A 12,582-nucleotide genomic window follows, 5' to 3' on the forward strand; every position below is an offset into this window, starting at 1 on the left:
CGGTGCTACCCGGCCCGCCCGACGGCGCGGCGGCCGCGTCCGGCGCCGGCCTGCCCGTCGTCCGGGGCGGCCGGGGCGAGGGCGCCGTACCGGGCGCGCGGACGGAGCGGGGCGAACTGACCGGCCGCGCCGAGACGTTCGGGGCGTCCACCGTGCTCGCGGGCTTCTCGGTCCGGGGCTCCGGCACCGGCAGCCAGGGCGCGCCACCGGTGCCGGTGGTGAGCGTGGCGACGACCGCCACCGCGTACCCGGCGCAGGCGAGGCCGACCAGCACGGCGACGCGGCGGTACCGCCGACCGCCGCTCCCGTACGCGCCGCCGGGCACCTGCCGCCTCCGAAGGCGGAGCCTCTCGCCGAACCCCGGCCGCCTCCGCCGCCGCGTGCCGTCACCGGACCCCGGCCGGCCCCGGCCGGGGCGCCTGTCCCCGGACACCGGCCGGCCGCCGACCCCAGGGCCGTCGACCGGGGCGGAGGGGTGCGGAACGCTGTCCATGACGCGGGTGTCGCCCACGGCGCCCGCGGGCCCGCCCGCCACGAGGCGGGCCAGGTCGTCGAGCCGTACGGTGACGTCGTGCGGGTCGTACGCGTGCGCCGCCGGGGCGGGACGCGGGCCGGACGGGCCCTCCGTGGCTTCCGCCCAGGGGTCGTACGGGACTTCCTCCGGCAGGCCTCCCGGCGGCGAGGCGCCGCGGGGCGCGTCCGTCGGCCTGTCCGCACCGGCGGGTTCCGGCTCGGTGCGTTCCGGGTCGGCGGGTTCGGGACCGGTGCGTTCCGGCTCGGTGGGTTCCGGACCGGTGAGTTCCGGGCCGGTGGATTCCGGCTCGGTGAGTTCCGGACCGGTGCGTTCCGGGTCGGTGTGTTCTGGACCGGTGTGTTGCCGCCATTCCTCGCCGCGCACGCGCAACCCCCCAAGGGATCGATGCGGGTGCGCGTACGACGCCCCGGGCACCGCCGTCCGGACCGGGCCCCACCCGGACACCCGGACCGAGCGCCCCTTTACCACACCGCACCCGGGCCACGAACGTAGCGCACGCCGGTGACGGCCGTGATCTCGTCAGGCGCGGCTCATCATGATGAGTGCATCGGTGTCCGGAAGCCACCCGTCCGCCGGTCGGTTCAGCCATCCTTCGGCCGCCGCGAGCTCGGCCGCCGCGCGCCGCAGCGCGTCGAGGCCGGGGTGGCTCGTGCCGTGCCGCCACACCAGCGACACCGGTGACAGCGGCACCGGGTCGACGAGCGGCCGCAGCACCGCGCCGGGCAGCCCGGGGAAGCCGACCACGGCGAGGATCGGGTGCCGGTGCTTGGCCATGACCCGCGCGGACTCCTCGGGGCCGACGGCCATCGGGGCGGGCGGCGCGATCTCGACGCCCCGGCCCGCGAACAGCCGCCGGGCCAGGTCGGTCCACTCCGCCGTGCGGTCGTTGCCCGCGCCCGCGTACACCCGCTCGCCCGCGAGCCGCCCCAGCGGCACCTCGTCCAGGGCGGCCAGCGGATGCCCGTCCGGGAGCAGCACCGCCATCGGCTCGTACCGCACCGGCTGCTGCGCGAGCGCGGCACGCAGGCCCTCGGGCAGCCCCGCGTACCGGCCGAAGGAGGCGTCGAGCCGCCCGGCGACGATCTCGGCCGCCGCGCCCGTCAGGCCGCTCTCGAAGCGGGCCATCAGCTCGCAGCGCGGGGCGAGCCCGCGGGCCCGCTCCAGGACGCGCCCGAGGGCGAGCCCCGGGGTGTTGAGGTCGACCAGCAGGGGGCGGCTCGCCGCGCTCCCGCGCGCGAAGGCCGCCGCCAGTTCCTCCTGCGCCTCCAGGACCCGCCGGGCGTACGGCAGCAGCCGCTCGCCCTCGGTCGTCATCGCGACGTGCCGCGTCGAGCGGACGAACAGCTCGGCCCCCAACTCCCGCTCCAGGCGCCGCACATCGCGGCTCAGCGCCTGCTGGGCGACGTACAAGCGGGCGGCGGCCCGGGTGAAGTGCCGCTCCTCGGCGACGGCGGCGAAGGCGCGCAGCAGCCGCGGGGCGACATCGCGGGGCGTCCCGGACGGTGGAGTGACCATCCGGGGAATCTACAACGGCGGTGATTGACAACGGCAGTGCGTGAATCGCGTCGCTGATAGGTGTTGGACCCCTTCCGGGGGCGGCCATGAGGCTGGAGCCATGCCGCAAGCGCCCTCCGACTCCCCCGCCATACCCGCACCGTCCGCCCCGCCCACCCCATCCGCCTCGTCCACCCCTTCCGCCTCGTCCATGCTGTCTGCCTCGTCCACACCGTCTGCCGCCACGTCCGCTCCCGCAGGCACACGTCCCCGCCGCAACCCCTACGCCCGTCTCTTCGCCGTCCCCGGAGCCGTCGCCTTCACCCTGGGCAACCTCGTCGCGCGGCTGCCCATGGGCATGTTCAGCGTGAGCGCCGTGACGATGATCGCCGGGTCCCGGGGCTCGTACGCCCTCGCCGGGGCCGTCACCGCCACCGGTCTCGCGGCCACCGCCGTGGTCGCGCCCTGGACGGCGCGGCTCGTCGACCGGCACGGGCAGGCGCGCGTCGCGGTGCCCGCGACCGTGTTCGCCGTGCTCGGCTCGCTCTCGCTGCTGCTGTGCGTGCGGTACGGGGCGCCGGACTGGACCCTGTTCGCCTCGTACGCCGCGACCGCCACGGTGCCGAACACCGGCGGCATGTCGCGGGCCCGCTGGGCCCACCTCCTGAAGGGCGACGCGCGCGCGGTGCACACCGCGAACTCCTTCGAGCAGGCGGCCGACGAGCTGTGCTTCATGCTCGGCCCGGTGCTCGCGGCCTTCCTGTGCGGGACGTTCTTCCCGGAGGCGGGCACCCTGGCCGGCGCCGTCCTGCTGCTGACCGGTGTCCTGCTGTTCACCGCCCAGCGCGCGACGGAACCGCCGCCCCAGGGGCGTACGGGCGCCGCCACGAAGGCCCGGTCGCCGCTCCGCGCGCGGGGGATGCCCGCCCTGCTCGTCGTCTTCCTCGCCACCGGCGCCGTCTTCGGCGCCATGGAGGTCGTCACGATCGCCTACGCCGACGAGCGCGGCCACAAGGCGGCTGCGGGCGCGGTCCTCGCCCTCCAGGCGGCGGGGTCGTGCGCGGCGGGGCTCGTCTTCGGCGCCGTACGCCCGCGCGGGCCGCTGCACCGCCGCAGGGTGCTGTGCGCGGCGGCGATGGCGGCCCTGGCGGGGCTGCCGCTGCTCGCGGCCGCCGCCACCGGGTCCCTCGTGGTGCTCGCCGGGGCGCTGTTGTGCGCGGGCATGGCGACCGCCCCGGCGATGGTGACCGGCATGACGCTGGTGCAGCGGCTCACCCCCGAGGGACAGGCGAACGAGGGCATGACCCTCGCGGTGACCGGCCTCCTCGGGGGCATCGCCTGCGGTGCCGCGACGGGCGGCTGGACCGTGGAGCACCTGGGCGCCGCCACCGGCTACGCCGTGCCCCTGGCCGCCGCGTGCTGCGCGCTGCTGCTGACCGTCGTGGGCGGGGACGCGACGAGGGTGGACGCCGTCAGCAGCGGGCGGGCTTGACCCACGAGCACTCCAGGTCGCCGCCGTCCCGCTCGCCGCCGCGCCGGGCACGCGGCTCCACCAGGGCCGCCCCGTCCGCGTCGGACCGCGCGAGGGTGACGACGATCGCGTCCTCCAGGGCCTTGACCGAGGGCACCAGGTGGTTGTTCAGGACGATGCTGAAGACCAGTTCGCGCCCGCCGGCGTCGGTCACGTAGCCGGAGAGGGCGGACGCGCCGGTCAGCGTGCCGGTCTTGGCGCGGACGTTGCGGGCGGCGGGCGTCCCGCACATGCGCGAGCGCAGCGTGCCGCCGGTGAGCTTGTCCGGCTCGCACGCCACCGGCAGCGACCGGTACCAGTCGGCGAACCAGGGCTCGCCCTTCGCGGAGCGCAGCAGCGTGATGAGCTGGTCGGCGGGGATGGTGTTCTTGCGCGAGAGCCCGGAGCCGTCGGCCTGGCGCAGCCTGCCCGGGTCGACGCCCGCGGTCTTCAGGTAGCCGCCGATCGCCGCGAGCCCGTCGCCCCAACTGCCCGGCCGTCCGGTCGCCTTGTGGCCCATGGCCTTCGTCAGGTGCTCGGCGTGCATGTTGTTGGACAGCTTCATGAAGGGGAGCAGCAGGTCCCTGAGCGGCATGGAGGCGTGCGAGGCCAGCTCACGCGCCCCCCGCGGGGTGGCCACGCCCGCCTTCGTCGGGCCGCCGACCCTGACGCCGTGCGCGGCGAGCGCGTCCCGGAAGACCGCGGCCGCGTACCGGGTCGGCTCCCAGACGGTGACCCACTCCTTGGCGGCCGCCGCGCCGGCCGGGACGGAGCCGCTGACCGTGACGGTGTTCCTCCCGTGCTGCCGCTCGACGGCGAGGGTGTTCGCGCTGCCCGCGGCCCCCGTGGTGGCGCGCAGGTCGATGTCCACGTAGTCGGTCCGCGGGGTGAGGGAGACGCGCGGCTTGTCGCCGGGCGCGGCGCCGGGCGTCACCTCGACGATGACGGTGCCCGTGTCGTAGTCCGTGTCGGGGGCGAGGCTGAGGGCGGAGATCTGCGCCGCGTAGTACGAGGACTCGTCGTCGGCGCCCCAGGTGTCGCCGACGCGGCGGTCGTCGAACCGGGTGTCGTCGGCGACGAGCCGCCCGGTGACCCGCCGGACACCGGCCGCGGCGACCTTGGCCGCCAGCGCGTCGTAGTCCTTGGCGAGGGTCGTCGGGTCGCCGGTGCCGCGCAGGTACAGGCTGCCCTTGAGCACGGAGCCCTGCTGCTTGCCGTCGGCGAGCACGTCGGTGGTGAAGCGGTGGCCGGGGCCGAGGAGCTCCAGGGCGGCGGCCGAGGTGAGCATCTTGGTGTTGGACGCGGGCATCAGCCGCCCGGTCGGCCGGTGCCGGTAGAGGACGTCACCGGTCTCGGCGTCGGCGACGACGACACTGGCGACGCCGCCCTCCATACGGGGGTCGCCGAGGATGGTGTCGATGGCTTCGGGGAGCCCACTGCGCTCGGCGTCGGCCCCGGCCGGGGCTCCGAACGTCAGCGAGGCGGCGGCGACGCCTAGGACGGCGGGCCAGATCCAGTGGCGCATACGGGTGTTGACGCGGCTCACGGGTCTACTCATGAACCTGGAGGATCCCGGATACGGGCGGGAAGCGACAGAGCACACGACGAAGGCCCGGCGGTCGGGTGACCACCGGGCCTTCGTCTCACATGGGAATTGTGGAGATGGCGGGAATCGAACCCGCGTCCAACGGTGCAGAATCAGGGCTTCTCCGTGTGCAGTCCACTGCGATTTTCTCAGCCCCGGAGATCACGTGGACAAGTCTCCGACGGGCTCAGTCACTGTTTGATTTCCTTCCAGGCCCCGTGACCGGGCCTAGAAGTTTAGTTCCCTAGCTGATGCCAGGATCCGGGTCGGGAACAGCCCCGGGCTGACACTTCGCGCAGTCGCTACTTAGGCAGCGAGGGCGAAGGAATCGCGCTTGGTGTTGGCGATTATTGGTTGCGACACGTGGTTAACGAGATCATTGCCGCTTCCTCGACACGCTTCCCCTGCTTCGACATCCGCTGTCGAAACCGATCATCCCCATGTTGATTTTTCAATCCCCTCCGAGGAGGGCCCTCCGGAGAGGGTGTCCGTCCCGTCACCAGCGGGACGTGGTCCATCGTACGTGACCAACACGGGACGGTGCCAGCCTATTCCGCCGGGCCCGTGAGCCCGCTCACGCGATGCCCTGGCGGCGCCGGACCGCGGCGACCGCGCGGTTCGTCTCCCGCAGGTCCTGCTTCTCCCGCAGCGTCTGCCGCTTGTCGTACTCCTTCTTGCCCTTGGCGAGGGCGATCTCGACCTTGACGCGGCTGTCCTTGAAGTACAGCGCGAGCGGCACGATCGTGTGCCCGGTCTCCTGGGACTTCGACTCCAGCTTGTCGATCTCCGCGCGGTGCAGCAGCAGCTTGCGCTTGCGGGTGGCGGAGTGGTTGGTCCACGTGCCCTGCACGTACTCCGGGATGTGCACGTTGTGCAGCCACGCCTCGCGGCCGTCGATCTGCACGAAGCCGTCCACCAGGGAGGCCCGGCCGAGCCGGAGGGACTTCACCTCCGTGCCCATCAGGGCCACACCGCACTCGTACGTGTCCAGGATGTGGTAGTCGTGCCGCGCCTTCTTGTTCTGCGCGATCATCCGGGGGCCTGAGGACTTGCCCTTGGCCTCGGCCTTCGCGGCCTTGCGCTTCACCTTTTCCTTAGCCATAGTGCGGTCATTTTCGCACTACGAGGGGGGTCCGAGGCCAGTCAATACTGTCTCGGCCCGCTCCTGTGCGCCGTCCTCGACCTCCAGGTCCGGGGTGATGCCCCGGCCGTCGACCGCACGGCCCGAGGGGGTGCGGTAGTGCCCGACGGTCAGCTCGGCGACGGAGCCGTCGGGCAGCTCGCTCGGCATCTGCACCGAGCCCTTGCCGAACGTCCTGGAGCCCACGACGACCGCGCGGCCGCGGTCCTGGAGGGCCCCGGTGAGCAGCTCGGCCGCGCTCATCGTGCCGCCGTCGACGAGCGCGACCACGGGTCTCGCCGCGTCGCCGCCGGGCCGGGCGTGCAGCGCGCGCTGCCGCCCGCGGTCGTCGTACGTCGCCACCAGGCCGCCGTCGAGCAGCGCGGAGGCGGCGGTGACGGCCTCGGAGACCAGGCCGCCCGCGTTGCCCCGCAGGTCCAGCAGGACACCGGCGCCCCGGGGGGCCTGCCGCACGGCGGCGCGCACGGCCTCGCCGGAGCCCTTCGTGAACGCGTCCACCTTGATCTTCACGCCGCCCCCGGCGAGCCGGGTGACGGTCACGGAGTCCGCCGACAGGCGCTCACGGCGCACGGTCGTGCTCCACGCGCGCGTGCCGCGCTCCAGGCCGAGCGCCACCGGGGTGCCCTCGCGGTCGCCGCGGAGCAGGGCCACCACGTCCGTGACGGGGCGGCCCTTGACCTCCCGGCCGTCGACCGAGGCGAGCCGGTCACCCCGGCGGACGCCGGCGCGGGCGGCGGGGCCGTCCCGGCGTACCTTCGCCACCTCGATACGGCCGTCGGCCGCGCGCCGGGCCCACAGGCCGACGCCCGTGTAGGCGCCGTCCAGGGCCTGCTCGAAATCCTTGAACTCGCCCTGCGAGTACACCGACGCCCAGCGGTCGCCGCTGCGGCTGACGACCTCCTCGGCGGCCTCCGCGGCCTCGGCGCCGGACTTGCCGTCGGCCATCGCCTCGGCGGCCGCGTCCACCGCGTCGTCGGCGGAGCCGCGGTCGCGGTCGCGCAGGGAGACGACGGAGCGGGCGGAGGGGGCGGCGTTCCGGCCTTCCTCGTCGTCCTCGCTCCAGGAGCCGGTGGCCGCGCCGGCGGCGAGGACGCTCGCGAACACCAATGTCAGGGCCGCCCCGCGGCGGATGCGGCGGGGCGCGGTGAGCCAATCGGGGCCTGACATGTCGGTGAGTCTAGGACAACGACGGGCGCCGTACGGAAGGTTGACCGTCACGGCGCCCGAGGCACTCCTCACATCAACGGCACCGCGTACCGCCGTGCCGCTCACACCTTCAGGTACTTGCGCAGCGCGAGGAAAGCGGCAAGTGCGGGCATCAGCAGGCCGATCACGAGGACCAGCGGCAGCACGGCGACCACGGAGTCCCAGCCGATGAAGTTGATCAGCGTGAGCTTCTCGGAGAGCTCCAGGCCGTGGTCGATGATGAAGTACCGGCCGAGCACCAGGAAGCCGCAGGCGAGGGCGCCGCCGATGAGCCCGGAGACGGCGGCCTCCAGGATGAACGGCATCTGGATGTAGAGGCTGGAGGCGCCCACCAGGCGCATGATCCCGGTTTCCCGGCGACGGCTGAACGCGGAGACGCGCACCGTGTTGACGATCAGCATCAGGGCGACGACCAGCATCAGCGCCATCACCGCGAGCGCGGCCTTGTTCATGCCGTTGAGCAGCTCGAAGAGGTTGTCCAGGACGTCCCTCTGGTTGTCCACGGACTGCACGCCGTCCCGCCCGGAGAAGGCGGTCGCGACGACCTGGTACTTCTCGGGGTCCTTCAGCTTGATGCGGAACGACTCCTGCATCTGGTCCGGCGTCAGCGAGCTGGACAGCGGGGAGTCGCCGAACTGCTCCTTGTAGTGCTTGTACGCCTGGTCCGCCGTCTCGTGCTGGACGGTGTCCACGACCGACATCTTCTTGAGGTCGGCGAGGATCTGCTCCTTCTGCTCGTTGGTGACGGCGCCCTTGGCGCACTTGGGGTCCTGCTCGGCGTCCGCCTTGTTGCAGAGGAAGATCGAGACGTTGACCTTGTCGTACCAGTAGCCCTTCATGGTGCTCACCTGGTCGCGCATGAGCAGCGAGCCGCCGAACAGGGCGAGCGAGAGGGCCACGGAGACGATGACGGCGAAGGTCATCGTGAGGTTGCGGCGGAGACCGACGCCGATCTCCGACAGGACGAACTGGGCGCGCATGGCGGCCTTTCGGTGGATCAGGTGGAACGGAGGGTTCCGGCAGGCGGGTCGTCGGCACCGGCGGGTCGTCGGTACCGACAGACACCGCCGGTGGACGGCTCAGTGCTGGTAGCCGTAGACGCCGCGGGACTGGTCCCGGACGAGGCGGCCCTTCTCCAGCTCGATGACGCGCTTGCGCATCTGGTCCACGATCTGCTGGTCGTGGGTCGCCATCACGACGGTGGTGCCGGTGCGGTTGATGCGGTCGAGCAGCTTCATGATGCCGACGGAGGTCTGCGGGTCGAGGTTGCCCGTCGGCTCGTCGGCGATCAGGAGCTTCGGACGGTTCACGAAGGCCCGGGCGATCGCCACGCGCTGCTGCTCACCGCCGGAGAGCTCGCCGGGCATCCGGTCCTCCTTGCCGCCGAGGCCGACGAGGTCGAGCACCTGGGGCACGGACTTGCGGATCTCGCCGCGGGACTTGCCGATGACCTCCTGGGCGAAGGCCACGTTCTCGGCGACGGTCTTGTTCGGCAGGAGGCGGAAGTCCTGGAATACGGTGCCGAGCTGGCGCCGCATGTGCGGCACCTTCCAGTTGGACAGCCGGGCGAGGTCCTTGCCCAGGACGTGCACCTGGCCGTGGCTGGTGCGCTCCTCGCGGAGGATCAGCCGCAGGAAGGTGGACTTTCCGGAGCCGGATGACCCCACCAGGAAGACGAACTCGCCCTTCTCGATCTCCAGCGACACGTCGCGGAGCGCGGGACGGTTCTGCTTCGGATAGGCCTTGGAGACATTGTCGAATCGGATCACGGATGCACCACGGGTAGCCGGGGGTAGGTGAGCGTGACCATACGCGAACCGGGTCCGGGAGCGCAGTCGGCGTCCTGAGTTGCGCGTTTTGTCGCGACGAGCGGGGCCAGGAGGGGGATCGACGGCCCGGTGCGGGCGCCGCCCGGCGGATCGGGGCGGGGCACAGGGGGGCCGCGCCGAAATCCGCGGAAGCTGGCACAGTGGTAGGGGGAACGGTTGGCGTCCCTGAAGCGTTGGGCAGGCTGAGACTGTGCGGGAGGAGAAGCGCATGACCTTTGACAGGTTGGTGTGCGCGAACTGCGCGGCGCCTGTGAGCAAGGGCCGCTGCCCCGTGTGCCGGGCCAGCCGGGAGCGGATGCAGCAGGAGGGCTCCTTCGGCGGCCTCAGCCCCGCGACGCTGATAGGGCTGCTCGTCGTCCTGATCGCGGCGATGGCCCTGCTGGCGCACCAGACCGCGTAGCGCCGGTCCCGAGGTCTTCGGACGTCGGAAGCCTTCAGCCGTCGTAAGCCTGCAGCCGTCGTAAGCCTTCGCTGCCGTCGGGAACCGAGCGTCGAAAGGGCCCGGAGCGCTTGGCTCCGGGCCCTTCTTCCCGCTTTTTCGCCTGCTTTTTTCCCCGGGAGGGTTACGCGACGGCGCCGCGGTTGCCGACGAGCCGCGGCAGGAAGCGGAAGCCGATGCCGCCCGCGATCATCGTCGCGGCACCGATGACCAGGAAGGTCACCTCGGTGGCACCGGTCTCGGCGAGCTCGCCGTCGTTCTTGCCCTGGCCCTTGTCGGCGACCTGGTCGACCTGCTGCGGGGCGGTGCCCGTGTCGGTCAGGCTGTCCTTGCCCTGGCCCTGCTCGACGGGGTTGGAGCCGCCGCCCGCGGGGTCGGCGCCGTTGCCGCCGGTGACGGTGCCGCCGCCGTTGCCGCCGGTGCCACCGCCGGTGCCGCCGCCGTTGCCACCACCACCGTTGCCGCCGCCGTTGCCGCCGGTACCGCCGCCGCCCGTGCCGCCGTCACCGGGCGGGTCGCTCGGGTTGCCGGTGGGCGGGTTCGTCGGCTGCGGCGGGTCCGTGGGCTCCGGCGGGACGGTCGGCTGCGGCGGGTCCGTGGGCCCGGGCGGCTCGGTGGGCTCCGGCGGGTCCGTCGGCTCCGTGGGCTCGTCCGTGGGCTCCGGCGGGTTCGTGGGCTCCGGCGGGTCGTCGTCGTCGCCCGGGAGGTCCACGTCGACCCCGATGCCGTTGTCGTCGGCCGAGGCGCTCGCGCCCGCGCCGTCCAGGTCGACGCCGACGTCCAGGGCCGAGGCGGCGCCCGCGGCGGTCAGCGACGCCCCTGCGGCGATCACCGCGCCGGCGGCTATCCGCGCGATGCGGATCCGCGTCTTCTTGGTCATCAGGCTGCTACCCCCAGTAGCTGAAAACGTCAGTGAGGCAGCGCCCGGGGCCCCGGCCAGGGGGCGGCTCCACCGGCCCCCCGGATCACACGCGCCCCAGCGATACGCATGCCGCCCGCTAGCCTTTCCACTTTCCAGAACACCGTCAAGGACGTTGCGCGCGCGATGCCCGTTATGCGCTCAGTTGACCGTCGAGCGGACATACGACTGTGACGTAAAACGCGCGGGGCGCCCACAACAGGCCCCTACAACGCGGCAACCGCGGCCCAAGAGGCCGCGGTTGCCGGGAAATTCCACGTGTCGCCCCGGCGATCCGGTGCGGTACCGCCGTGTCGACAAAGCGCCGAAATTACTTCTCCTGCTGCTTGCGCCAGCGAATTCCGGCCTCCAGGAAGCCGTCGATCTCGCCGTTGAACACCGCTTCCGGGTTGCCGACCTCGCACTCCGTGCGCAGGTCCTTGACCATCTGGTACGGGTGCAGGACGTACGAGCGCATCTGGTTGCCCCAGGAGTTGCCGCCGTCGCCCTTGAGGGCGTCCATCTTGGCCTGCTCCTCCTGGCGGCGGCGCTCCAGGAGCTTCGCCTGGAGGACGTTCATCGCGGTCGCCTTGTTCTGGATCTGCGAGCGCTCGTTCTGACAGGAGACGACGATGCCGGTCGGGATGTGCGTCAGGCGGACCGCGGAGTCCGTGGTGTTGACGCCCTGGCCGCCGGGGCCCGAGGAGCGGTACACGTCCACGCGCAGCTCGGACTCGTCGATCTCGACGTGGTCGGTCTGCTCGACCACCGGCAGCACCTCGACGCCCGCGAAGGACGTCTGGCGGCGGCCCTGGTTGTCGAACGGGGAGATGCGGACCAGGCGGTGCGTGCCCTGCTCCACGGAGAGCGTGCCGTACGCGTACGGAGCGTGCACGGCGAAGGTGGTGGACTTGATGCCCGCCTCCTCCGCGTACGACGTCTCGTACAGCTCCGTCTTGTAGCCGTGGCGCTCCGCCCAGCGCAGGTACATCCGCTGGAGCTTCTCGGCGAAGTCCGAGGCGTCCACGCCGCCGGCCTCCGCGCGGATGGTGACCACGGCCTCACGGGAGTCGTACTCCCCGGAGAGCAGCGTGCGCACCTCCATCTCGTCCAGCGCCTTCTTGACGGCCGTCAGCTCGGACTCCGCCTCCGCGCGCGTGTCGGGGTCGTCCTCCTCCTCGGCCATCTCGAACAGCACGCCCAGGTCGTCGATGCGCCCGCGCAGGGCCTCGGCCTTCCGCACCTCCGCCTGGAGGTGGCTCAGCTTGCTGGTGATCTTCTGCGCCTCATCCGGGTCGTCCCAGAGTGACGGCGCTGCCGCCTGCTCCTCGAGCACGGCGATGTCTGCCCTCAGCTTGTCGAGGTCCAGGACGGCCTCGATCGACTCCATGGTCGAGGAGAGGGACTTGAGCTCTTCGGATACGTCGACGACTGCCACGACACCAGCGTAACGGCTGCGGCAAGTGTCCCCTCCTCGTGGCAGGGGCCCGCCCTTCCCTGGCCGGGGCCTTTTCTCCCGCCCGCCCACCCGTGACCACCCCGGCCTTGCCCGCCCGGCCCCGGCGCGTAGCGCTTTCCCGCCGCCGTGGGTTCTTTTCCCGCCCGCCCACCCGTTGCTCCCCCGCCTTGCCCGTTCGGCCCCGGCGCGTAGCGCTTTCTCGCCGTCGTGGGTTCTTTTCCCGCCCGCCCACCCGTGGCCACCCGGCCTTGCCTGCCCGGCCCCGGCGCGTGGTGCTTTTCCCTTGTCTGGCCGTGTGGGGTTACGGCGCCGGGGGGGCCGTGGTTTCGGGGGTGCGGGGCGGGGGGTCGTCCGTGGTGGTGGCGTACCAGGCGCCTGCGCCTATCGCCGCGGCGAGGGCCGCCCCCGCCGCGCCGAGGGCGATCCGGCGGCGGCGTGCGTGTCGTGGCCCTGTACGTCGCCGATGACCGCCCCGACCCGGCCCGC

Annotated in this window: 10 protein-coding genes, 1 other RNA gene and 1 pseudogene; 2 read left to right on the forward strand and 10 right to left on the reverse strand. The window is 72.8% G+C overall.

What is annotated here, in order from left to right:
• Positions 1-898 (reverse strand): annotated as a pseudogene (locus IE330_RS34940) (hypothetical protein); the annotation flags it as partial.
• Between the two features lie 156 nt (positions 899-1,054).
• A complete protein-coding gene (locus tag IE330_RS34945) occupies positions 1,055-2,050 on the reverse strand; it encodes a LysR family transcriptional regulator (protein WP_190140205.1) in 996 nt (331 codons plus the stop codon).
• A gap of 190 nt (positions 2,051-2,240) precedes the next feature.
• Between IE330_RS34945 and IE330_RS34950 the strand changes: the two genes are divergently transcribed.
• Positions 2,241-3,521, forward strand: coding sequence for an MFS transporter (locus tag IE330_RS34950; RefSeq protein ID WP_229926141.1), 1,281 nt, complete (start codon positions 2,241-2,243; stop codon positions 3,519-3,521).
• Here the strand turns inward: IE330_RS34950 and dacB are convergent.
• The 6 genes from dacB to ftsE form a co-directional block, all read right to left on the reverse strand.
• Positions 3,502-5,097: a D-alanyl-D-alanine carboxypeptidase/D-alanyl-D-alanine endopeptidase gene (gene dacB / locus IE330_RS34955; RefSeq protein WP_190140207.1), complete on the reverse strand. Its 1,596-nt coding sequence runs from the start codon at positions 5,095-5,097 to the stop codon at positions 3,502-3,504. The genes IE330_RS34950 and dacB overlap by 20 nt on opposite strands.
• Before the next feature lie 96 nt (positions 5,098-5,193).
• Positions 5,194-5,564: a transfer-messenger RNA gene (gene ssrA, locus IE330_RS34960) on the reverse strand.
• 134 nt (positions 5,565-5,698) lie between these two features.
• The gene (smpB, locus tag IE330_RS34965; RefSeq protein WP_190140208.1) at positions 5,699-6,226 is read right to left on the reverse strand and encodes an SsrA-binding protein SmpB; all 528 of its coding nucleotides are present in this window, start codon (positions 6,224-6,226) and stop codon (positions 5,699-5,701) included.
• 18 nt (positions 6,227-6,244) lie between these two features.
• Entirely contained in the window at positions 6,245-7,432 is a 1,188-nt protein-coding gene (locus IE330_RS34970) for a S41 family peptidase (RefSeq protein ID WP_190140209.1), read from the reverse strand.
• A 101-nt stretch (positions 7,433-7,533) separates the two neighbouring features.
• Positions 7,534-8,451: a permease-like cell division protein FtsX gene (ftsX, locus tag IE330_RS34975; RefSeq protein ID WP_190140210.1), complete on the reverse strand. Its 918-nt coding sequence runs from the start codon at positions 8,449-8,451 to the stop codon at positions 7,534-7,536.
• A gap of 99 nt (positions 8,452-8,550) precedes the next feature.
• Positions 8,551-9,240: a cell division ATP-binding protein FtsE gene (gene ftsE / locus IE330_RS34980; RefSeq protein ID WP_016644946.1), complete on the reverse strand. Its 690-nt coding sequence runs from the start codon at positions 9,238-9,240 to the stop codon at positions 8,551-8,553.
• A gap of 268 nt (positions 9,241-9,508) precedes the next feature.
• On the opposite strand from ftsE, the gene IE330_RS34985 reads away from it, so the two are divergent.
• A complete protein-coding gene (locus tag IE330_RS34985) occupies positions 9,509-9,700 on the forward strand; it encodes a hypothetical protein (protein WP_190140211.1) in 192 nt (63 codons plus the stop codon).
• 163 nt (positions 9,701-9,863) lie between these two features.
• Here the strand turns inward: IE330_RS34985 and IE330_RS34990 are convergent, their stop codons facing one another.
• Positions 9,864-10,619: a hypothetical protein gene (locus tag IE330_RS34990; protein ID WP_190140212.1), complete on the reverse strand. Its 756-nt coding sequence runs from the start codon at positions 10,617-10,619 to the stop codon at positions 9,864-9,866.
• 349 nt (positions 10,620-10,968) lie between these two features.
• On the reverse strand, positions 10,969-12,075 hold the full coding sequence (prfB, locus tag IE330_RS34995; RefSeq protein ID WP_190140213.1) for a peptide chain release factor 2: 1,107 nt from the start codon (positions 12,073-12,075) through the stop codon (positions 10,969-10,971).
• Positions 12,076-12,582: the final 507 nt, after the last annotated feature.

It is taken from the genome of Streptomyces longispororuber, from assembly GCF_014656095.1.
Taxonomy (GTDB): Bacteria; Actinomycetota; Actinomycetes; order Streptomycetales; family Streptomycetaceae; genus Streptomyces; species Streptomyces longispororuber.